This window comes from Kitasatospora sp. NPDC101235, assembly GCF_044767505.1.
GTDB lineage: Bacteria > Actinomycetota > Actinomycetes > Streptomycetales > Streptomycetaceae > Kitasatospora.
The window spans coordinates 637,097-657,573 of the sequence record NZ_JBIWNZ010000001.1 but is presented as its reverse complement, the minus strand read 5'-3'; the positions used below and the strand labels follow the sequence as shown (position 1 = coordinate 657,573).

The following is a 20,477-nucleotide window of genomic DNA, read 5'->3' as shown; positions in this document are numbered from 1 at the left end:
CAGTCCCTTCCCGGCCACTCGGTCCGACGACCGTCCCGGCACCGCGCCGGTGTGGAAGCATGCCCCTCATGCAGCAGCCCACCGACCAGTCGGCCGCCGACCTCGCCGCACCGCTGCCCGGCCCGCCGCTGCGCCTGCCCCGTCCGGTCCGGGCCATCGCGCCGACGGCCCTGGTGCTGCTCGTCCTCGTCCCGCTCGCCGCCAACGAGCCTGACTTCGGGCCGACCGCCTCGCCGGAGACCAACGCGGGCCTGATGGCGGTCGGCGCGCTCGCCCTGGTCCTGCGGCGCCGCCACCCGGCCGCGACGACCGCGGTCACCCTGGTGAGCGGCCAATTCCCGCTGGCCGTCGCGCTCCACGGGCTGGCCGCGCGGCGCGGCGGCACCGCGCCGGTGTACGTCCTGGCGGCCCTGGCCCAGCTGCGGCTGTTCGTCCCGTTCGACCTCGGGGACGTCGGCACCCCGTCCGAACTCGCCAACCTGATCGAGGACCCGCTGGTCTTCGGCGCCGTGCCGCTCGCCCTCGGGCTGACCGCCCACCAGCGCGCCCGCACCGTCGCCGTGCTGGCCGAACGCAACCGGCTGCTCGGCGAGCGCAACCGGCTGCTGGAGGAGGCCCGCCGGCACACCGAGGAGCGCGCGGCGGCCGCCGAACGCGCCCGGCTCGCCCGGGAGATGCACGACGTGGTGTCCAACCGGGTCTCGCTGATCACCCTGCACGCGGGCGCCGGGCAGGTCGCCCGGGCCGAGGACCCGGCCGCCGTCCGGGAGACGCTCGGCCTGATCCGCGCCCTCGGCCTCCAGGCGCTCACCGAACTGCGCGTCCTGCTGGGCGTGTTGACCACCTCCGCCGACCAGGCGCCGTCCCTGCGCGGGCTGCCCGCCCTGGTCGAGGAGTCCCGGCAGGCCGGGCTGGCGGTCGGGCTGACCGTCAGCGGCCCGGCCGAGGGGCTGCCCGATCCCGGGCCCGCCGTGCAGTACGCGGCCTACCGGATCGTCCAGGAGGCGCTGACCAACGCGCACAAGCACGCCCCGGCCGCCGAGGTGGCCGTCACCGTCGAGGTCGCACCGGACGGACTGCGCCTGGCGGTGGTCAACTCCCCCACCGAGCCGCCGGACCCCGGGCCGGCCGACGACGGGACGACGGGCACCGGAGCCGAACTGCCCTCCGGCGGCCACGGCCTGCGCGGCATGCACACCCGGGCCGGCGACCTCGGCGGCACCCTGCACGCCGGGCCGACCCCCGAGGGCGGCTTCGCCGTCCGGGCCCGGCTGCCGCTCGGCACCGCCTGAACGGCACCGCCCGAGCGCAAGCGCCGGCCGGGCGGAGGCACCGGCCGAGCAGCGGCCCGAAGCGCCGTCAGGCCGCCGCGCGCCGCGCCAGCTCCGCCCAGACCTCGGCCACCCGCGCCTCCAGCTCCGCCAGGCCGGCGCCGTTGTCGATCACCAGGTTCGCGATCGCCAGCCGGTCCTCCCGGGAGGCCTGCGCGGCCATCCGGGCCCGGGCCTCCTCCTCGGCCATCCCGCGCAGCCGCACCAGCCGCTCCAGCCGCACCTCGTCGGCCGCGTCCACCACCACGACCAGGTCGAACAGCGGCGCCAGGCCGTTCTCGGCCAGCAGCGGCACGTCGTGCACCACGACCGCGTCCGGCGCGGCCGCCGCCTCCAGCGCGGCGGAACGGGCCCGCACCAGCGGGTGGACGATCGCGTTCAGCGCCTTCAGCCGCTCCGGGTCGGCGAACACGACCGCCCCGAGCGCCGGACGGTCCAGCATGCCGTCCTCCCGCAGCACCTGCGGTCCGAACTCGGCGACCACGGCCGCCAGACCGTCCGTCCCGGGGGCGACCACCTCGCGGGCGATCACGTCGGAGTCCACGATCACCGCGCCGCGCGCGGCGAACAGCCGGGACACCTCGCTCTTGCCCGCGCCGATGCCACCCGTCAGTCCGATCTTCAGCATGGCGTCAGGCTACCGGCGCGACGTCGGGGACGTCAGTGCGGGGCCGCCGGCGCACGCCCCCCCCGTCAGCCCAGCTCCAGGCTCTCGCCCTCGCCCAGCACCGCCAGCTCCGCACCCGTGCCCGGCCCCTGCGGCCCGACCAGCCGGGTCTGCACGGCGAACCCGATCGGGCTGAGCACCGCCTCGTGCACCGGCACCGCCCGGCGCGGCCCGGCCTCCCGGACGTAGTCGACCACCTCGGAAGCCTTGCTCCAGGGCGCCGCGAGCGGCAGCAGCAGGGTGTCCACGGCGTGCGGCGGCACGGTGAACGCGTCACCGGGGTGGAACAGCCGGCCGTCGAAGAGGAAGCCGATGTTCCGCACCCGCGGGATGTCCGGGTGGATCTCCGCGTGCCACTCCCCGTGCACCGAGACGCCGAGCCCGCCGATCTCGAAGGCGTCGCCCTCGCCGACCACGCCGACCCGCTGCGCCACGCCCTCCAGCCGGTCCGCGACGGCCCGGTTGGTCCACACCCGCAGCGCCGGGTCGGCCGCCAGCGCGGCGCGCAGCCGGGACTCCTCGAAGTGGTCCATGTGCTCGTGGGTGATCAGGACGGCGTCCACCGCGGCCAGTGCGGCGGGGTCGGTGAAGCTCCCGGGGTCGACGACGACGGTGGTGCCGCCGTGCTCGACGCGTACGCAGGCGTGTCCGAACTTGGTGATTCGCATGCCGAAAACCATACAGCAAAGCTGTACAGCAAGGCTGCACATCTTGTCGGTAGACTCGTCCCATGCCCAGCGAAGCCCCGCACCCGGACACCCTGGAACTCGCCGCCGACCTGCGCGCCGCCCTCGGCAGCCTGGTCCGCTCCCTGCGCGGCGGCGACGAGCTGCCGCAGAACCAGGCCGCCGTCCTCGGCCTGCTGGTCCGCGACGAGCGCTCCTGCACGGTCGCCGAACTCGCCGCGCTCCAGCGGGTCCGCCACCAGTCGATGGCCCGCACCGTCGCGCTGATGACCGAGGCCGGACTCGTCACCCAGCAGCCCCACCCCACCGACGGCCGCAAGCTGCTCATCGCCGCCACCGAGGCCGGGCGCACCGCCCTGCTCGACCAGCGCGCCCGCCGCGAACACCGGATCGCCACCGCGATCGAGTCCCGCCTCAGCCCCGCCGAACAGGACCGGCTCCGCGCCGCGGTCGACCTGCTACGCCGGCTGGGCTGAGCCCACCAGGCCCTGGGACACGGCTTCCCCGGGCTCGGCGCCGTCGGTCTCGGCGCTCTCGGTCTCGGCATCCCCGGTCTCGGCGCGCGCCGCCGGGACCGCCGCCGGCTCGATCTCCGGCAGGTCCACGTGCTCGCTCAGCCCGAACCGCCGGTGCAGCCGCCGCAGCGGGGCGGGCGCCCACCAGTTGAACTCGCCGAACAGGCTCATCGCGGCGGGCACCAGCAGGCACCGCACCAGGGTGGCGTCCACCGCGACGGCGACGGCCAGCGCGATGCCCATCTGCTTGACCATCAGCATGTCCCCGAGCGCGAACCCGGCGAAGACGATCACCATCAGCAGCGCCGCCGAGGTGATGATCCGACCGCTGCGCTGCACGCCCAGCTCCACCGCCCGGACGCAGTCGTGCCCGCGCAGGGTCAGCTCCCTGATCCGGGAGAGCAGGAACACCTCGTAGTCCATCGACAGTCCGAAGGCGAAGGCGAAGACCAGCACCGGGATGAAGGTCTCCAGCCCGCCGGTCGGGCTGAATCCGAGCAGCCCACTGAACCAGCCGTCCTGGAACACCAGGGTGAGTGCGCCGAGCGAGGCGCCCAGCGAGAGCAGGTTCATCAGCAGTGCCTTGACCGGCATCACCACCGAGCCGGTCATCAGGAAGAGCAGCACCAGCGTCCCGGCCGCGACCAGGCCGAGCGCCCACGGTCCGCGCGAGAGCAGTTCGTCCTGGAAGTCCACCACCGAGGCCGCGCCGCCGGTGACGTAGGTGGTCAGTCCGTCGCGGTCGTCCCGCAGCTCCTGCACCACCTGCTTGGCCGGCCCGCCCTGCGGGTCCCCGTGCACCAGCACGTCGATCGTGGAGACCGTGTCGCTCACCGGGCTCACCGCCCGCACCCCGCTCACCCCGGGCAGCTTGGCGACCACCTCGTCCGCGTACGCCTGCGCCACCGACGCCCCGCCCTCGACCACCACCGTGATCGGCGCGGCCGCGGCCTGCGGGAAGCGCTGGTCGACCGTCTCGGCGACCTGCCGCCCGGCCGAGGAGGCGGGCAGCACCGCGGCGCCGGAGTTGCGCATGTCGGCGTGGAGGAACGGCGCCCCGGCCGCCATCAGCAGCGCCACCGAGACGAGCGTGACCGCCACCGCCCGCTTGCGCACCCGGCGCACGATCCGGCTGAAGAACCCCTCGTCCGCCACGGGCGCGGTCGGCGCCTTGATCCGCGCGCCGGCGAAGCCGAGCAGCGCGGGGATCAGGGTCAGTGCGGCGGCGACGGCGATCACTACGACGCTCACCCCGGCCGCGGCCACCGCGCCCAGCACCGGGCTGGTGAAGACGAACAGGCCCGACAGTGCGACGGCCACGGTCAGCCCGGAGAAGGCCACGGTGCGGCCGGCGGTCGCCGCGGTCCTCTCGACGGCGGCGGCGATGTCCGCACCGTGGCCGCGTTCCTCGCGGAAACGATTCACCATGAGCAGCGCGTAGTCGATCGAGAGCCCGAGCCCCAGTACCGTGGCGATCGGCAGCACGCTGGTGTCGATGTCCATGATCCGGCTGAAGCCGAACATGGCCAGCAGCGCTCCGCCCACCGAGGCGACCGCCCCGATCACCGGCAGCGAGGCCGCCGCCAGCCCGCCGAAGACCAGCACCATGACGATCAGCGTGAGCGGCAGCGTCACCAGCTCGCCGAACCGGGTGTCCTTCTCGGTCTGCTGCTTGACCTCCTGCTGGAGCACCAAGTCCCCGCCGACCGTGACGTGGGCACTGCCCGCCCCGTTCAGCGCGGTGAGCCGCTGGGTGACGGCGTCCGTCTGAGCGGTGCTCGCCGTGTCGGCCATCCGTACGGTGACCAGGCTCGCCGTCCCGTCGGCGGAGTGCAGCGCGGCCGACGCCGGGCCGGGGCCGTACGCGTCGAGCGCCGAGGAGACCCCGGGCAGGCCGCCGATCTCGGCGGTGGCCTGCTCGACGGCGGCCTTCACCGCCGGATCGTCCACCGGCCTGCCGTCCACCACGGCGGTGACGGTGCCCTTGACCGGGTCGGCCGCGGCGACCACCGCGCTGCCCCGGTCGGCCTCCGCGCTGGCGGAGGAGGCCCCGGCCACCGAGTCCTCGAAGACCCGGCCCCCGATCAGGACGCCGACCACCAGGACGACGGCCCACAGGCCGAGCACCCAGCGGCGGTGGCGGAAGCAGAACCGGCCGACGGCCGCGAGTCGGCCGCCGATCAGGGCGGTGGGGGCGGCGGAAGAGGGATAGCGCATAAGAAGCCTTTCGGGCAGCTCCTTTCAATCTAGGTGCAACCCGAACTACGACCTATAGATGGGCAATGAGCCCCATCTCACACTTTCCTTCACATCTGCTTCACATAAGTCGGGCACACATAAGTCGGGCCCGTATAAGCCAAGGCGAAAAACGAAATGGGCCCCACCCGGAAATTCCGGGTGGGGCCCACCGTCTAGCTATCGGCTAGCGGGAAGCGAGAGCCTCAGCTCTGGCCGCCGGCCAGCTTCTCGCGCAGGGCGGCCAGGGCCTCGTCGGAGGCCAGGGCGCCCGAGCCCTCGTCGCTGCTGGACGAGTAGGAGCCACCGGCGGCAGCGGCGACGGCGTCGCCACCCTCCTCGGCAGCCTGGGCGTCGGCCTCGCGGCTCTTGATGACCTGAGCCTGGTGCTGCTCGAAGCGGGCCTGCGCCTCGGCGTACTGGCGCTCCCACTCCTCGCGCTGCTTCTCGAAGCCGGGCAGCCAGTCGTTCGCCTCGGGGTCGAAGCCCTCCGGGTAGATGTAGTTGCCCTGGTCGTCGTACGAGGCGGCCATGCCGTACAGGGTCGGGTCGAACTCGACCTCGGCCGGGTTGGCACCCAGGGCCTCGTTGGCCTGCTTCAGCGACAGGCTGATGCGGCGACGCTCGAGGTCGATGTCGATGACCTTGACGAAGATCTCGTCGCCGACCTGGACGACCTGCTCCGGGATCTCGACGTGGCGCTCGGCCAGCTCGGAGATGTGGACCAGACCCTCGATGCCCTCGTCCACGCGGACGAACGCACCGAACGGAACCAGCTTGGTGACCTTACCCGGAACGACCTGGCCGATCTGGTGGGTACGGGCGAACTGCTGCCACGGGTCCTCCTGGGTCGCCTTCAGCGACAGGGAGACGCGCTCGCGGTCCATGTCAACGTCGAGAACCTCGACGGTGACCTCCTGGCCGACCTCGACAACCTCGGACGGGTGGTCGATGTGCTTCCAGGACAGCTCGGAGACGTGCACCAGGCCGTCGACGCCACCCAGGTCCACGAAGGCACCGAAGTTGACGATCGAGGAGACGACGCCGGAGCGCACCTGGCCCTTCTGCAGGGTGGTGAGGAAGGTCTGGCGGACCTCGCTCTGGGTCTGCTCCAGCCAGGCACGGCGGGACAGGACCACGTTGTTGCGGTTCTTGTCCAGCTCGATGATCTTGGCCTCGAGCTCCTTGCCCACGTAGGGCTGGAGGTCGCGGACGCGACGCATCTCGACCAGCGAGGCGGGGAGGAAGCCGCGGAGGCCGATGTCGAGGATGAGACCACCCTTGACGACCTCGATGACGGTACCGGTGACGATGCCGTCCTCTTCCTTGATCTTCTCGATCGTGCCCCAGGCACGCTCGTACTGAGCGCGCTTCTTGGACAGGATGAGACGACCCTCCTTGTCCTCCTTCTGGAGAACCAGGGCCTCGATGTTGTCACCGACGGCGACGACCTCGTGCGGGTCAACGTCGTGCTTGATCGAGAGCTCGCGGGACGGGATGACGCCCTCGGTCTTGTAACCGATGTCGAGGAGGACCTCGTCACGGTCGACCTTCACGATGACGCCCTCGACGATGTCGCCATCGTTGAAGTACTTGATGGTCTCGTCGATGGCGGCGAGGAAGGCCTCCGCGTCGCCGATGTCGTTGACCGCGACCTGCGGGGTGGTGCTGAGGGAGGAGTCGGTGGGGCTCGTCATTAGGAAAAGGGCTCCGGTACGGACATGAAAGTCGTAGGTAATGCCACGCGGAGGGCCCGTATCGCTCCCACCGAAAGCCGGACAGCCAAGAACACGGCACACCGGGATTCCCGTCCAACGAGAACCGGCGTCCGTCTTGCGACCGTGGGGTCTTCGACAGATGCGAGCGCGACCTGCTCCGTCCGAGGCGCGCAGGCCCGCAGCGCAACTTGTAGCATACGGGGACGGCCAGGCACGGTCAATGCCGAAGGACGGCAAGACGGTGGAGCCCGGTACGGATCAGGCCATATCCTCCGAATGCGCACCTCGCGGCGGCGCCCGAAGGGGCCTTGTCCCCGGATGCCACCGCCAGGATCCGGACCCTCACGGGCCGGTTCGCGGCAGCGGCGCTTCCGCACTCCATACCCTACGCGATGGGCATTGTCACCGTGGCCACCACCCCCCAGTCCGACCTGCACGATCTTGACACCTCCGTCGACGGGCCCTTCACGGACACGGGCGCCGACGAGGTCGAGGACGGCGACGACGCGGTGCGCCGCGCGGCCGGCACCGGGGAGAGCAGCCGGGCCAGCCGGCACTGGTGGGACCGCAACGCCGACGAGTACCAGGACGAGCACGGCGAGTTCCTCGGCGACGACCGCTTCACCTGGTGCCCCGAGGGCCTGGACGAGGCCGACGCCCGGCTGCTCGGCGAGGTCGTCGGCAAGGACGTGCTGGAGATCGGGGCCGGCGCCGCCCAGTGCTCCCGCTGGCTGGCCGCCCGGGGCGCCCGGCCGGTCGCCCTGGACATCTCCTACCGCCAGCTCCAGCACTCCCGCCGGATCGACCTCGGCCGGGGCGCCGCCCCCGTCCCCGTCGTCCAGGCCGACGCCGCCGTGCTGCCCTTCGCCGACGCCTCCTTCGACCTCGCCTGCTCCGCCTACGGAGCCGTCCCGTTCAGCGCCGACACCGCCGCCCTGATGCGCGAGGTGCACCGGGTGCTGCGGCCCGGCGGGCGCTGGGTGTTCTCGGTGACCCACCCGATCCGCTGGGCCTTCCCGGACGAGCCCGGCGTCGAGGGCCTCACCGCGACGTCCTCCTACTTCGACCGCACCCCGTACGTCGAACAGGACGAGCAGGGCCGGGCCACCTACGTCGAGCACCACCGCACCCTCGGCGACCGGGTCCGCGAACTCGTCGCCGCCGGATTCCGGCTGGTGGACCTGGTCGAGCCCGAGTGGCCGGCCGGCCTGGAGCAGGAGTGGGGCGGCTGGTCCCCGCTGCGCGGACGGCTGATTCCCGGTACCGCGATCTTCGTCACCGAGCGGGGCTGAGCTCCTCGATGCACCCCGCCTGGCGCGAACTGCCCGTCCGCACCGCCCTGCCCGCCCTGCTTCGCGCGTTGGACGAGCACGGCACCGCCGTCCTCGCCGCACCGCCCGGCACCGGCAAGACCACGCTGGTGCCGCTCGCCCTGGCCGGGCTGCTGGATCCGGAAGGTCCGGTGCGCCGGGTACTGGTCGCCGAGCCGCGCCGGCTCGCGGTCCGGGCGGCGGCCCGGCGGATGGCCTGGCTGCTCGGCGAGGCCGTCGGCGGCAGGGTCGGGTACACCGTGCGCGGTGAGCGTCGCGTCGGGCCCGAGACGGTGGTCGAGGTGGTCACCACCGGCGTGCTGCTGCAACGGCTCCAGCGCGACCAGGAACTGCCCGGCGTGGACGTCGTCGTCCTGGACGAGTGCCACGAACGGCACCTGGACGCCGACACCGCGCTCGCCTTCCTGCTGGACGTCCGGGCGGCACTGCGGCCCGAACTCGGGCTGGTCTGCGCCTCGGCCACCTCCGACACCGAGGCCTGGGCCGCACTGCTCGGCGGTGCCCCGGTGGTCGAGGCGCACGGGACCTCCCACCCGGTGGACGTGGTCTGGGCGCCGCCGCCGCGCGCCGTCCGGCCCGCCCACGGCACCCGGGTCGACCCGGCGCTGCTCGACCACGTCGCCTTGACCGTCCGACGGGCTCTGAGCGAGCACGACGGCGACGTGCTCTGCTTCCTGCCCGGCGTCGGCGAGATCACCCGGGTCGCCGGGCAGCTCGGCGGCGTCGCGGCCGAGGTGCTGCAACTGCACGGCCGCGCCCCGCAGGCCGTCCAGGACGCCGCGCTCTCTCCTGGGCAGGGCCGCCGGGTCGTCCTCACCACCGCCGTCGCCGAATCCTCGCTCACCGTGCCCGGCGTCCGGATCGTGGTCGACGCCGGGCTCGCCCGCGAACCGCGCACCGACCACGCCCGCGGGCTCGCCGGGCTGGTCACCGTCCGCGCCTCGCTCGCCGCCGCCCGCCAGCGGGCCGGCCGAGCCGGCCGCGAGGCCCCCGGCACCGTCTACCGCTGCTGGCACGAGGCCGAGGACGCCCTCGCCGCCCGCTTCCCCACCCCCGAGATCGCGCTCGCCGACCTCACCCCGTTCGCACTCCAGGCCGCCTGCTGGGGCGACCCGGACGCCACCGGCCTCGCCCTGCCCGACGCACCCCCGGCGGGCGCAATGGCCGCCGCCCGGCAGACCCTCCAAGCGCTCGGGGCCGTCTCCTCGGACGGGCGGGCCACCGCGCGCGGCGTCCAGCTCGCCCGCACGGGGCTGCACCCCCGGCTCGGCCGCGCCCTGGTCGACGGGGCGGCGGCGGTCGGCGCTCGGCGAGCGGCCGAAGTGGTCGCACTGCTCTCCGAGGAACCGCCACGGGCGCTCGGCGACGACCTCGGCGCGGTCTGGCGGACCGTACGGAACTCCCGCGACCCCTACGCCGGCCGCTGGCGCGACGAAGTGCGCCGCCTGCTGCGCGCCACCTCCGACGAGCCCGCCACCGACCTCCCCGACGCCACCGCCGTCGGCCTCGTCGTCGCCCTCGCCTTCCCCGAACGCATCGCCCGCGCCCGGGTCGAGCGGCCCGCCCCCGGCGAGCGCAGCCCGTACCTGATGGCCTCCGGCACGGCCGCCGAACTCGCCCCAGGCACCGCGCTCGGCGCCCTGCCCTGGCTCGCCGTCGCGGTCGCCGACCGCCCGGCCGGCTCGCACTCGGCCCGCATCCTGCACGCTGCGGCGCTGGACGAGGACACCGCGTTGGCCGCCGGAGCGGCGCTGGTCACTGCGCGCGAGGAGGTCCACTGGGACACTCGGCGGGGAGAGGTCGTCTCCCGCCAGGTGGAATCCCTCGGCGCGATCGAACTCGCCGAGAAGCCACTGAACCGCCCCGACCCGGCCCTCGTCCGCGCCGCCCTCCTCGAAGGCCTCACCCGCGAGGGCATCAGCACGCTCCTCACATTCCCGTCCAACCTCCGCGAGCGTTTGGCCTTCCTCCACACCGCCATCGGCGACCCCTGGCCCGACGTCTCCGACGAGGCGCTATTGGACCGCGCCGACGAGTGGCTGGAACCCGAACTCTCCCGCGCCCGCCGCCGCACCGACCTCGCGAGGATCGATACGACGGCAGCCCTCCAACGCCTCCTGCCCTGGGCCACCGGCGAGGCGGGCCGCCTGGACGAACTCGCCCCCGAACGCATCACCGTGCCGTCCGGCTCCAAGATCCGCGTCGACTACACCACCGAACGCCCAGTCCTGGCAGTCAAGTTGCAGGAACTCTTCGGCTGGACGGCCGCCCCCGCCCTGGCCGGCGGACGCGTCCCGCTGACCATCCACCTGCTCTCCCCCGCCGGCCGCCCCGCCGCCGTCACTGGTGATTTGGCGTCCTTCTGGCGCGACGGCTACCGCGCCGTCCGCGCGGATTTGAGGGGCCGCTACCCCCGCCACCCCTGGCCCGAAGACCCCACGACGGCGGAACCCACCCGTCGCACCAACGCCCGGAAATGACCGAAGTCCAGCGAGTACGGTCCTAGAGAGGCCACTCCACCGGAGGACGACACCCGCCATGACACTGACCGCCCCGACCGTCACCCGCCCCCACGAGGCCGAACTCCCCTTCGCAGCTTTGATCCTGGACTTCGTCGGTGTACTGACCGCCGACGCCGGGGCCACACACAGGGCGTGGTGCCTCGCTCAGGGCCTCGACGCCGATGCGTGGCGGCACACGCTCAACCATGCCCCGGAAGCCAGCCGCCTGTACACGGAACTCGAAGCCGGTCAGTTGAGCCAGACGGAGTGGAACCGGCAAGTGGCGCCGATCCTCGGTGTGGCGGAGCACGAGAACCTGATGGGCCGGGCGTGGGCGGGCGTCCGTCCGGCCGACGACATGATTGCGCTCGCCCGCTCGGCACGTCAGTCCGGCCTGACGGTCGCGCTGCTGTCCAACTCCTTCGGCCTCGACCCGTACGACCCGTACGAGGCCCTGGGAGTTTGGGAGTTGTTCGATGTGACGGTCATCTCCGAACGCGAGGGCATCGCCAAGCCCGATCCGGCGATCTACCAACTCATGCTGGATCGACTCGGGCTACCCGGCGAAGCATGCCTGTTCGTGGACGACCACCCGAGGAACCTGCCCCCAGCCGAAGCACTCGGCATCGCCACCGTCCTCGCCGACGGCACACCCGGCAATGCTGCCCGCATCGCGACCCTGCTCGGTGTCCCCGCCACCACCTTGAATGGCCGTCAACACGACTGACAGTCACACCATTCCGGCACCGGACGCGGAGTGGCGGAGGTACGGTCCGCTGTGAGACCGCTCACCTTCGGAGGCACCCATGACGCAGTGGTCCGACTATTCCACCGGTCAGCGCATCAAAATGCTGAGGGCCGGCATGACGCAGGAAGAACTCGCCGAGGCCGCCGGAGTGTCCGTGCCGACTGTCCGCAAGGCCGAGAAGGAGGGAGGCAGCATCGGGCTTCCGTCGCTCCTCAAACTGTCCGGCGCGCTGCACGCGGACGTATCGGTGATCCTCGGACAACAGGCACCTCGAAGGGCCTCACTGATCGGCGACCGGGCGATGCTGCGGGGACTGTCCCGCACCGTGCACGACACTGCCGCAGGGGTCGGAACCGACGTTGAGCCGACTGACGCTGCGTCACTGCGGGCCGATCTGGAGCGGGCATGGACGGACTACCGGGCCGGGGACTACACCCGCGCCGGCAGCCTCGTCGCACCCTCCATCACCGAGGCCGCCGCCCTCCTGCGTTCTGCCCCGGACGGTGAGCGGTGCGCCGCACACGGCATCCTCGCCGATGCCTACCGGCTCGCCTCCTACACCGCTCAGTTCCATGGCGCCCGAGACCTCGCGTACGCGGCGATCGGCCATTCCCGCCACCACGTCCACATGGCCGCAGACCCACTGCGGGCCGCGATGGTGGACTGCGGCCGGTCCTGGATCTACATGCGCGACGCCCGCCTCGACCAAGCCGCCGCCACCGCCGAGGACGCGTTCGCGTCGATCGAACCCCGTTACACGGAACGGGATCCGGAGACGCTGGCTACCTACGGATGGCATGTCACCTTCGCGGCTGTGGTCGCCTCCCGTCACGGCGACGCCGACCGGGCCCGTGACCTCCTCTCCCAGGGACACGCGGTCGCCGCTCGCATGGGCCGCGATGTGATGATCAACGGCACCAGCTACGGGCCGACCACGGTAACCGCGCAGGCCATCGGCATCCACACCGTCATGGGCGACCCCGGCAAGGCCTTGACACTCGCCCGCAACCTCGGCGACCTGACCCCGCTGCCGCAGGCCGCCCGCAACCGGCTCGCCCTGGACATCGCCCTTGCCCAGGCCGACACCCGCCAGTACGACGCCGCCCTGGAAACCCTGCTCCAGGTGTGCAGCACACACCCTGACTGGGCCCGCCACCAGGCCCTTCCGGGGGCGATCATGCAGCGCGCCGGTCACGCCAGCACCACCCGCGTGCGCAAGCTCGGCGGCATCCTTGGTATCAGTCTGTTCACTCGCTGAGATCGCGCTGATACGAGGCGTATCACACAAGGCCGGTACGACTTCCGGAAGTGGCACGCTCCGCACGTTCACGATGCCCTGACCCGGCGGCAGCCTTGGCATCATGCCGCTGAATCAGCCTGACCGGCCGCCCGTCCGCCGCGTTCCTGTCGCCGTGTACATCGCGACCAGCAGCGAGGCCGCCACCCTCATCCTCACCGGCCACGCCCGCGCCTTCGCCGAGGCCCGCGACTGGACGGTCACCTTCACCATGGTGGACGACGACCCCACACGCCCGCTCGACCAGCGGCCCGGCTGGCAGGCCATCATCGATGCCCTGAACGCCCGCACCATCCACGGCGTGGCCATCTGGACCCGCGACATGGTGGCCGGCAGCCAGGCCTCCCGAGGCATCGAGGCCTACGACCGCCTCGCCGCGGCCCTCGGCGACCGGGGCGGCTTCCTCGCCGTCGCCCACACCACCGCTCCGGACCACTGAGACCGGAACGCAACTCTCAGCATACGCAGTGTGGATGCGCACTACCTTCGTGCTCCCCTCCGCCCCCCTGAGGTACTCCCCCCATGCTCATGTCCCACCGCCCCCGCACGTTTGTCGCGCGCCTCGACTCGCGGACCGAATCCACGCCCCTGGCCAGGTACTTGCTCCGCGCCTACCTCTCCGGCCTCCCCTCGGGCGAACGCTACGGCGACACCGCCGAACTCCTCCTCGGTGAGCTGTTCGCCAACGCCGTCCAGCACTGCGACGCCCCCGACGACCGCCACATCGAGATCCGCTTCGCCCTCACCGGCGACCGCCTGCGCCTCGAAGTCCACGACGCCGGCACCGGCCAGCCCTCCCTCCACACCCCTGCCTCCGACGACGAGCACGGCCGTGGCCTGTTCCTCGTCAACGAACTCGCCGAACGCTGGGGCTGCGCCTCCCGGCCCGGCGGCATCGGCAAGTTCGTCTGGGCCCTCGTCGCCCCCACCCCTGCCCTCGTCACCGTCTGAAAGCCCGAACCCCTCATGCACCTCCCCACTCTCGCCCGCCACGCCCTTTCCCGCGGCACCACTCCCGCCGAGGCGTACGCCCTCCTCGCCCGCCGCACCCGCAAACCCCTGCCCTCCGCGCGCGCCGTCTGCCTCGCCCTCACCATCCCCCTCGCCGAAGCCACCCGCCGCCTCAACGACTGCTACGACGCCCTCCTCGCCAACCCCCGCCCGAACTCCGAAACCGACACCGGCGAACTCCTCGAAGCCCTCGGCGTCTTCGACATCCCCAAAAGTCTCACCCCCACCGAACTCGCCGTCGTCGAGCTCTTCCTGACCGCCATCGACGCCATGGGCGGCATCCGTCCCGGCCACCAGCACGGCCTGACCCGCTGGTTCACCACCGGCAACCTCACCACCGCCTACCTCTCCCTCGCCGCCGCCCAACCCCTCCCCCGCACCGGCGACCCCACCACCTACTGGACCACCCTCGTCACCGCCGGCGAACTCCTCACCACCACCCCCAACCCCGACACCCGAATCAAGTACGCCCTCACCCACTGCTGCACCCAAGCAACCCAGCACCAAAAGTCGGACCCGCCGACTTCCAGCGCACCCCCGCCCTCATCGCCGTCCGAAGCGAGCCTCCGATGAACCTTCCGCCCCCTCGTCCTCGGCTTCTCCAGCCTCTTGAGTCCCGCCGAGCCATGGCCAGAGCTCCTCCCGGGCCTGGAACTCCCCTCCCAGCCGGGATGGGAATGCAACAACTCAACTCTTCCGCAGGGTTGCTGAAACAACTCGGACCACCGCTTCGAGGAGAATGCATGACGCAGACGCCCGTACCGTGGGGCATCGGCAGGATGGGGCCCTACGCGGCCACTGCCACGCTCCCGGCGTTCACTCCCGTGACCGAGTCCTACGACCAGGACCAGAGTTCTGGCTGATGGACGACCGAAGCAGGTCGGTGCTGGTACTGACCAACTCCTCTGACTTGACATCCTCCCCTCCCTGAAATGGGAGGGGATTCCTGGCTCACGCTGCCTGGTCGCCCTGCGGGCGTTCAGGTCTTCCACGATCAGCACCAGCCGGGTTGAGACCAGCCCGGACGAGCATCACGCGTGCGGAGTTCTTGTCCCTGGGGGACGAGGCTCCGCATGCGGTGCACGAGTAGGCCCTCTCGGAGAGGGGGAGGCGGTGCTTGGCTCTCGCACCGCAGTGCGCGCAGTCCATTGTGGTGTGCGCGGGGTTGACCAGGTGTACGGTCCGTCCGTGTTTGCGGGCCATCTCGACCAGCGCCGTCTTCGTGGCGCCGATCGCGGCGTCGGCCGCCTTGCCGGCCATGGTGGTACGGCTGAGGAACTTCGGCCGGAAGTCCTCCACCGCAATCGTGTCGTGGTCGCGCACAACCGACTTGGCCCACTTGCGGGCGGTGTCCTGCCGCTGGTTCGCGACCTTCCGCTGCAGCTTCGCGGCCTGCCGCTGGGCCTTGCGGTAGCCCTTGGTCTGCGCCTTCCCCTTCGGCTGACGCCGTCGGGCCATCCGCCGCTGGTAGCGGGCGAGTTTCCGCGCGACGCTCTTCCCGTGCCGGGGATGGGGAAGGTCGTGGGCGTCGCTGGTCGTCGTGGCGATCTCCGTGACACCCCAGTCGATCCCGATGGCGCGCCCGGTGGCGGGCAGCGGCTCGACGACCGCAGGGACCACGAAGCTCGCGTACCAGTGCCCTATGGCGTCCTGATACACCCGGACCGAGGACGGATCGCCCGGCAGATCACGGGACCACACCACCGTCACCACGATGCCGCCCGCCAGGTGCAACCGGCCGTCCCTGATCCGGAAACCGCGCCGCGTGTAGTTCAGCGACGGCCGCGACTCCCGCTTGCGCTTCGGCTTCGGCATCCCAGCACGCCGACGCACCGGCAGCTGCGCCTTGATGTCCTTCATAGCCTTGGCGCGGGACGTGGCGAAGTCCAGGATGGTCTGCTGCTGCGGGACCGACGCCCCCTCACGCAGCCACGCCATCGCGCCGCGCGCCTGAGTCAGGAGCTTGTCCAGGTCGGCCGGCCCGCAGGTGCGCCTGTTCTCAACGTCGGCCCGGTTGCGCAGATGGATCTTCCGCGACATGTGGACACACTCGTTCCACACCCACCGACACCGGCCCCACTCCGCGTCCAACAGCGCGCACGCGGTCGACGACACACGAAGCCGATAGGTGTACCGGGCATGCCCGGCACCCTCCGCCACCTGTCGTGTCGTCATACTCCGCAACCTAACAGCCCCCACTGACAACGAAAGAAAGTGCAGGCCAGAAGCCGCACAGAGAACTCCGCCGCTACGCGGCTCCAAGTCCCCCATTCCTCCCCCGGCTGAAGCCGGGGGCATCCTGGGAGAGATCTGGTGACAGCGGATACGGTGCTTCGGATGCTCGCTGAGCGTCGGGTTCCGGCGGTCCGTCTCGATCCCGGCACCGACCTGCACACGGGTGCCTCGCTGACCGCCACGTACCGCACGGGCAGCCAGCGGGGTTCCCTCCGCACGTCGAGCCGCGAGCTGGACCTCACGGCCGTTCGATCCGTCTGGGTCCGCAGGCCCTCGCCCTACGACGGGCCGCCCGACCTTGACGGCCAGGACCGCCGGTTCGCCGCCTCGCAGGCGTTCTGGGGGGTGGGTGGCATCCTGGCCTCACTTCCCGGGGCGCACTACGTGAACCACCCCTGGCTCAACCGGGCCGCGGAGTGCAAGCCGGCTCAGCTCGCCGCCGCACAGCGCTGCGGATTCCGAGTGCCCGACACCCTGATCACCGACAACGAGCACGAGGCACGGAGTTTCACTGCCCACCAAGTCGGTGGCACCGTCTACAAGCCCCTGTGGAACACCCCGTACTCGGTCGGCGGGCAGGCTCGGGCCGTATGGGTCCGCGAAGTCCTCAGCGTTGAGATCACCGAGGCCGTGACGGCGTGTCCGCACATGTTCCAAGCCAAGATTCCCAAGGTGTTCGACACCCGGGTGACCGCGGTCGGAAACCGACTCTTCGGCGCCCGCATCGACAGCCCGGATCTTGACTGGCGGCATCGACAGGACCGAATGCGCTGTAGCCCGATCGACGTGCCCGCGCCGGTTGCCGAGGCCGTCACCCGCTACCTCGCCACCTTTCGACTGGTCTTCGGCGCCTTCGACTTCGCCGTCACCGCGGATGGCACGTGGCACTTCCTGGAGTGCAACCCGAACGGGCAATGGGCATGGCAGCCCGCCGAGACCACCAACCGGATTGCGCACGCAATCGCCGACCAACTGGAGAGAGGCCACGAAGAATGACCACGTCCGACACCCTGCGCGCCGCCCTGGTCGACCAGCTCACCGAGAACGGCACGCTCACCGACCCGGCATGGACCTTCTGACCCGGCTCCCTTCCGGCAGGACGCAGCCTGTCGGGCAATCCGACCGTCACTCCTTCGTCCAGCGCCTGAACAGTGAGCTGGATCTGCTCCATGATGCCCTCCGCGCCCTGGGCGTGGGGCCCTCCCCCACCAATGCCGCCCGCTGCCTCCCCGGCAGCGGGCGGCACCCGACCACCGGCCGGAGAACCCCCGTGCCCACCCGCCGCTACGGCCGCACCACCGTCACCCTCCCGGACCTGGACAACGACCCCTACCTGGGCGTCATCACCTCCCCGCCCAGGCCCGGCAGCACCGTCACCGAGTTCCGCTACACCGACCAGGACCTGCGAGACCTCGACCTCACCGAGGCCGATCTGCGCAATGGCATCCTGCACAACATCACCGCCCAGCGCACCACCAGAACGTCCGGTTCAGCTCCGTCCAGATCACCGCCAGCGACCTCGGCTCACTCCAACTGAGCGGCACCAAGGCATCCCGCACCCTGTTCCGCGACTGTCGGCTCATGGGCGCGGCCATCACCGGCGCCGTCCTGGACAGCGTCCTGTTCGAGAACTGCCGTCTCGACTACGCCATCTTCGACCAGGTCCGCGCGAGCGGCCCGCTCGTCTTCGATCGGTGCGTGCTCTCCGAGGCCACCTTCACCGGCTGCGACCTCACCGGCGTGGTGATGCGTGACTGTGTGCTGCGCGCCACCGGGTTCGAGGCCGGCGCGTACAAGGACCTCGACCTGAGCGGCAGCGACCTGTCCACCGTTCGTGGCGTCGGCAACCTGCGGGAGGTCGTGATCAGCCGCGCCCAGCAGTACCAGCTCACCGATGCCCTCCTCGCCGAACTGAACCTCACCTACAACGAGGACCTGCCACAGCACCACTGACCGTCACTCGGAGGGAGACCCACGTGCGGCCGCTCATCGTCTTCACCGACTGCGCCAAGCTCCGCGACCGCTGCCAGATCACCACGGTGGTCGTCCGCGACCACCCGGCTTACGAGGACGGGGCGGTGGTCCCGACCGGCCAGTGGACGCCCATCAGCCCCGCCGAGGCCGATCTCCTGCGCGCACCGCACCACGTACCGGAAGCCGAGGCCGTCGAGCTCGTCGCCTTCCGGTGTGTGCTGCGCTGCCTGCGACTGCGGCTCGCCCCCGGTGAGGGATACCTCGCCCCCACCGAGCTGCTGCCCCACGACGGCTCCACGATGGACATCCCCGAACCCTCCACCGCCGCGTTCTGGCTCGACCACTGGCCGATCGGGGCGTTCCCGTCGCTGATCTGACCAACCGAACACGGCGGCCGTGTGCGGTCCAGGAGAACGAGCACCTCGCGCCCGCGTGGCAGCGCCTGGAAGCTTCCCGCATCGCATCCCGGGGCACTGCCGTGTGTAGGAAGTCGATCCCATCGACTTCCTACACACCCCCACAGCCTTACCGCACAGAAAGTCGGCGAGCTGTCCCCTTTCGGTCCCCCCTGCCGTACTATCCGGCCCGGCCCGGCGTGCTTGGGCCGCCTGTCAGAACACCGGCGGTCGGCCCAGCTTCGCCATCCGCCACACCGTGTTCCACCGCATCGGCCGCCGCGGCGGGTACGGCGTGCGCAGGCCTTCGAAGAAGCCGGACCACCAGGCCTTGAGGCCGGACAGCGGCGGTCGGCGGGCCAGTGTGTACAGCGCCCAGGAGGTGAGGTAGACCGGCACGAGGAGCGCGGGCAGGTGGCGCTTGGCCAGCCAGACCCGGTTGCGGGCCGTCAGCCGGTAATAGGTGGCGTGCCGGGCCGGGTCGGTGCGGGGGTGCTGGAGCAGCATGTCGGCGCGGTAGTCGATGCGCCAGCCCGCGTCCAGGGCGCGCCAGGCGAAGTCGGTCTCCTCGTGGGCGTAGAAGAACGCGGCGGGGAACAGCCCGACCTGGTCGATCACGCTCATGCGGATGGCGTGGCCGCCGCCCAGGAAGGTGGTGACCGGCCCCGACTGCATCGGGTCGCTCTCACCGAGGCGGGGGACGTGCCGGCGCTGGGTGAACCCGGTCTCGTCCGCGATGCGGAAGGACACGATCCCGAGCTGCGGGCCCTGCTCGAAGGCTTCCCGGATCAGCCGGAAGGTGTCGGTACGGGGCAGCAGGCCGTCGTCGTCCAAGACGACCAGCACGTCCGCGCCGCCCAGCTCGCGCAGCCGCTCGACGCCCGCGTTGCGGCCGCCGGGGATGCCGAGGTTCTCCGGCAGCTCCACGGCGTCCACCCAGTCCGGCAGTTCGGGCAGCTTCACGCCCTGCCCGAGCACCACGGTCCGAACGCCGCTGCCGCCGCCGTCCTGGGCCCGTACCGAGTCCAGCAGCGCCGTCAGCTCCGCAGGGCGGTTTCCCATCGTCAGCACCACCACGCCCAGCGTGACGCCCATCGCACCCGACCCCAAGCTGAGGAACCCTTCATGATCTTGCCGCCACCGCGGCCCGGGAACGCGCCGCTGCGCGTGCTGGCCGAGACCGGTCGACTCCCGGACCACCAGTACATGGACCGGACCACTCTGGCCTGGATCGCCGGCAACCGTCCCACCGGTGTGGGTGTCCGGGCCACCATCCCACACCGTCCACTCCTGCTGGTACCCGAAGGCTCCTGGTTCGCCCGTAGGGAGACTGCCGACTCCGTCCATGGCATCCGACACGGCGCCCGGGTCGCGATCCTGGTGCAGCTCCTTGCTCACATCCACGGCATCGACCCCGACCGCAGGCCCTCGCCGTTGCGGCGGCCTGCCACGACTGCCGGCGCCACCACGACCGCGATGACCCGGGCCACGGACAGCGCGCCGTCCTCAGCGCTGCCCCCATGCCCGAGGCGATCACGGTCGTCGCCCTCCACGACATCGCCCACCACGCCTTCACGGACGGCCGGGGCGAGCGCCTACCGGCGGCACCAGGACGCGGCGGACCTCCTCAAGGCTGCCGACGCCCTCGACCGCTACCGGCTGCCCCTCACCCGCTGGTGGCCCGACCCCAGCCGGGTTCGCCTGTCCGTCCCCGCCTGGCTCCACCCCCTCGCCCACGACCTGGTGGTCCACAGCGAACAGGCGCGCCTCCACGGAGCACCCGACACCCAGGCGTTGAAACACGCGCTCCGCGCCACCCTGCCCGAGTAGGAG

Annotated in this window: 20 protein-coding genes; 14 read left to right on the top strand and 6 right to left on the bottom strand. The window is 71.7% G+C overall.

Features of this window, described 5'->3' with window-relative positions:
* The first annotated feature begins 68 nt into the window (after nt 1-68).
* Nucleotides 69-1,292 carry a sensor histidine kinase gene (locus ACIRRH_RS03060; RefSeq protein WP_403060822.1) on the top strand — a complete coding sequence of 408 codons (1,224 nt, stop codon included), beginning with the start codon at nt 69-71 and terminating at the stop codon, nt 1,290-1,292.
* A 67-nt stretch (nt 1,293-1,359) separates the two neighbouring features.
* On the opposite strand, the gene coaE is transcribed toward ACIRRH_RS03060, so the two are convergent.
* Nucleotides 1,360-1,959, bottom strand: a complete 600-nt coding sequence (gene coaE / locus ACIRRH_RS03055) for a dephospho-CoA kinase (RefSeq protein WP_403060819.1) — start codon at nt 1,957-1,959, stop codon at nt 1,360-1,362.
* A 65-nt stretch (nt 1,960-2,024) separates the two neighbouring features.
* Complete coding sequence (locus tag ACIRRH_RS03050) at nt 2,025-2,666, bottom strand: MBL fold metallo-hydrolase (RefSeq protein ID WP_403060816.1); 642 nt, start codon at nt 2,664-2,666, stop codon at nt 2,025-2,027.
* A 62-nt stretch (nt 2,667-2,728) separates the two neighbouring features.
* Here ACIRRH_RS03050 and ACIRRH_RS03045 point away from each other — a divergent pair, with 62 nt between their 5' ends.
* Nucleotides 2,729-3,160, top strand: coding sequence for a MarR family winged helix-turn-helix transcriptional regulator (locus tag ACIRRH_RS03045; protein WP_224283178.1), 432 nt, complete (start codon nt 2,729-2,731; stop codon nt 3,158-3,160).
* On the opposite strand, the gene ACIRRH_RS03040 is transcribed toward ACIRRH_RS03045, so the two are convergent.
* Complete coding sequence (locus tag ACIRRH_RS03040) at nt 3,143-5,416, bottom strand: MMPL family transporter (RefSeq protein ID WP_403060812.1); 2,274 nt, start codon at nt 5,414-5,416, stop codon at nt 3,143-3,145. The two genes, ACIRRH_RS03045 and ACIRRH_RS03040, sit on opposite strands and share 18 nt — an antisense overlap.
* 224 nt (nt 5,417-5,640) lie before the next feature.
* Entirely contained in the window at nt 5,641-7,131 is a 1,491-nt protein-coding gene (gene rpsA / locus ACIRRH_RS03035; protein ID WP_030061640.1) for a 30S ribosomal protein S1, read from the bottom strand.
* A 413-nt stretch (nt 7,132-7,544) separates the two neighbouring features.
* Between rpsA and ACIRRH_RS03030 the strand changes: the two genes are divergently transcribed.
* From ACIRRH_RS03030 to ACIRRH_RS03000, 7 genes are all read left to right on the top strand, one after another.
* Entirely contained in the window at nt 7,545-8,444 is a 900-nt protein-coding gene (locus ACIRRH_RS03030) for a class I SAM-dependent methyltransferase (protein ID WP_403060809.1), read from the top strand.
* Nucleotides 8,445-8,452: 8 nt separating this feature from the next.
* The gene (gene hrpB, locus ACIRRH_RS03025; RefSeq protein ID WP_403060806.1) at nt 8,453-10,963 is read left to right on the top strand and encodes an ATP-dependent helicase HrpB; all 2,511 of its coding nucleotides are present in this window, start codon (nt 8,453-8,455) and stop codon (nt 10,961-10,963) included.
* A gap of 58 nt (nt 10,964-11,021) precedes the next feature.
* The gene (locus ACIRRH_RS03020; RefSeq protein ID WP_403060803.1) at nt 11,022-11,711 is read left to right on the top strand and encodes an HAD-IA family hydrolase; all 690 of its coding nucleotides are present in this window, start codon (nt 11,022-11,024) and stop codon (nt 11,709-11,711) included.
* A gap of 79 nt (nt 11,712-11,790) precedes the next feature.
* Nucleotides 11,791-12,990 carry a helix-turn-helix domain-containing protein gene (locus ACIRRH_RS03015; protein ID WP_403060800.1) on the top strand — a complete coding sequence of 400 codons (1,200 nt, stop codon included), beginning with the start codon at nt 11,791-11,793 and terminating at the stop codon, nt 12,988-12,990.
* 103 nt (nt 12,991-13,093) lie between these two features.
* Complete coding sequence (locus ACIRRH_RS03010) at nt 13,094-13,468, top strand: hypothetical protein (protein WP_403060797.1); 375 nt, start codon at nt 13,094-13,096, stop codon at nt 13,466-13,468.
* Nucleotides 13,469-13,551: 83 nt separating this feature from the next.
* Entirely contained in the window at nt 13,552-13,980 is a 429-nt protein-coding gene (locus ACIRRH_RS03005; RefSeq protein WP_403060794.1) for an ATP-binding protein, read from the top strand.
* Nucleotides 13,981-13,995: 15 nt separating this feature from the next.
* Entirely contained in the window at nt 13,996-14,613 is a 618-nt protein-coding gene (locus tag ACIRRH_RS03000) for a hypothetical protein (protein ID WP_403060791.1), read from the top strand.
* 378 nt (nt 14,614-14,991) lie between these two features.
* Here the strand turns inward: ACIRRH_RS03000 and ACIRRH_RS02995 are convergent, their stop codons facing one another.
* A complete protein-coding gene (locus ACIRRH_RS02995) occupies nt 14,992-16,215 on the bottom strand; it encodes an RNA-guided endonuclease InsQ/TnpB family protein (RefSeq protein ID WP_403060788.1) in 1,224 nt (407 codons plus the stop codon).
* 135 nt (nt 16,216-16,350) lie between these two features.
* Between ACIRRH_RS02995 and tgmB the strand changes: the two genes are divergently transcribed.
* From tgmB to ACIRRH_RS02975, 4 genes are all read left to right on the top strand, one after another.
* Nucleotides 16,351-17,271: an ATP-grasp ribosomal peptide maturase gene (gene tgmB, locus ACIRRH_RS02990; RefSeq protein WP_403061109.1), complete on the top strand. Its 921-nt coding sequence runs from the start codon at nt 16,351-16,353 to the stop codon at nt 17,269-17,271.
* A 274-nt stretch (nt 17,272-17,545) separates the two neighbouring features.
* A complete protein-coding gene (locus ACIRRH_RS02985; RefSeq protein WP_403060785.1) occupies nt 17,546-17,812 on the top strand; it encodes a hypothetical protein in 267 nt (88 codons plus the stop codon).
* A gap of 44 nt (nt 17,813-17,856) precedes the next feature.
* The gene (locus tag ACIRRH_RS02980) at nt 17,857-18,228 is read left to right on the top strand and encodes a pentapeptide repeat-containing protein (RefSeq protein WP_403060782.1); all 372 of its coding nucleotides are present in this window, start codon (nt 17,857-17,859) and stop codon (nt 18,226-18,228) included.
* A 23-nt stretch (nt 18,229-18,251) separates the two neighbouring features.
* A complete protein-coding gene (locus ACIRRH_RS02975; protein WP_403060779.1) occupies nt 18,252-18,626 on the top strand; it encodes a hypothetical protein in 375 nt (124 codons plus the stop codon).
* 234 nt (nt 18,627-18,860) lie between these two features.
* On the opposite strand, the gene ACIRRH_RS02970 is transcribed toward ACIRRH_RS02975, so the two are convergent.
* Complete coding sequence (locus ACIRRH_RS02970; RefSeq protein WP_403060776.1) at nt 18,861-19,739, bottom strand: glycosyltransferase family 2 protein; 879 nt, start codon at nt 19,737-19,739, stop codon at nt 18,861-18,863.
* Nucleotides 19,740-19,769: 30 nt separating this feature from the next.
* Here ACIRRH_RS02970 and ACIRRH_RS02965 point away from each other — a divergent pair, with 30 nt between their 5' ends.
* Nucleotides 19,770-20,474, top strand: a complete 705-nt coding sequence (locus ACIRRH_RS02965; RefSeq protein ID WP_403060773.1) for a hypothetical protein — start codon at nt 19,770-19,772, stop codon at nt 20,472-20,474.
* Nucleotides 20,475-20,477: the final 3 nt, after the last annotated feature.

Bases quoted from the DNA above. Each gene is read 5' to 3' on its own strand.
- ACIRRH_RS03020 (WP_403060803.1), top strand. From the start codon at position 11,022: ATGACACTGACCGCCCCGACCGTCACCCGCCCCCACGAGGCCGAACTC.
- ACIRRH_RS03000 (WP_403060791.1), top strand. From the start codon at position 13,996: ATGCACCTCCCCACTCTCGCCCGCCACGCCCTTTCCCGCGGCACCACT.
- ACIRRH_RS03060 (WP_403060822.1), top strand. From the start codon at position 69: ATGCAGCAGCCCACCGACCAGTCGGCCGCCGACCTCGCCGCACCGCTG.
- ACIRRH_RS03030 (WP_403060809.1), top strand. From the start codon at position 7,545: ATGGGCATTGTCACCGTGGCCACCACCCCCCAGTCCGACCTGCACGAT.
- ACIRRH_RS02995 (WP_403060788.1), bottom strand. From the start codon at position 16,215: ATGACGACACGACAGGTGGCGGAGGGTGCCGGGCATGCCCGGTACACC.
- ACIRRH_RS03050 (WP_403060816.1), bottom strand. From the start codon at position 2,666: ATGCGAATCACCAAGTTCGGACACGCCTGCGTACGCGTCGAGCACGGC.
- ACIRRH_RS02980 (WP_403060782.1), top strand. From the start codon at position 17,857: ATGGGCGCGGCCATCACCGGCGCCGTCCTGGACAGCGTCCTGTTCGAG.
- ACIRRH_RS02970 (WP_403060776.1), bottom strand. From the start codon at position 19,739: ATGGGCGTCACGCTGGGCGTGGTGGTGCTGACGATGGGAAACCGCCCT.
- ACIRRH_RS03005 (WP_403060794.1), top strand. From the start codon at position 13,552: ATGCTCATGTCCCACCGCCCCCGCACGTTTGTCGCGCGCCTCGACTCG.
- coaE (WP_403060819.1), bottom strand. From the start codon at position 1,959: ATGCTGAAGATCGGACTGACGGGTGGCATCGGCGCGGGCAAGAGCGAG.
- ACIRRH_RS03010 (WP_403060797.1), top strand. From the start codon at position 13,094: ATGCCGCTGAATCAGCCTGACCGGCCGCCCGTCCGCCGCGTTCCTGTC.
- rpsA (WP_030061640.1), bottom strand. From the start codon at position 7,131: ATGACGAGCCCCACCGACTCCTCCCTCAGCACCACCCCGCAGGTCGCG.
- ACIRRH_RS03015 (WP_403060800.1), top strand. From the start codon at position 11,791: ATGACGCAGTGGTCCGACTATTCCACCGGTCAGCGCATCAAAATGCTG.
- hrpB (WP_403060806.1), top strand. From the start codon at position 8,453: ATGCACCCCGCCTGGCGCGAACTGCCCGTCCGCACCGCCCTGCCCGCC.
- ACIRRH_RS02965 (WP_403060773.1), top strand. From the start codon at position 19,770: ATGATCTTGCCGCCACCGCGGCCCGGGAACGCGCCGCTGCGCGTGCTG.
- ACIRRH_RS03040 (WP_403060812.1), bottom strand. From the start codon at position 5,416: ATGCGCTATCCCTCTTCCGCCGCCCCCACCGCCCTGATCGGCGGCCGA.
- ACIRRH_RS03045 (WP_224283178.1), top strand. From the start codon at position 2,729: ATGCCCAGCGAAGCCCCGCACCCGGACACCCTGGAACTCGCCGCCGAC.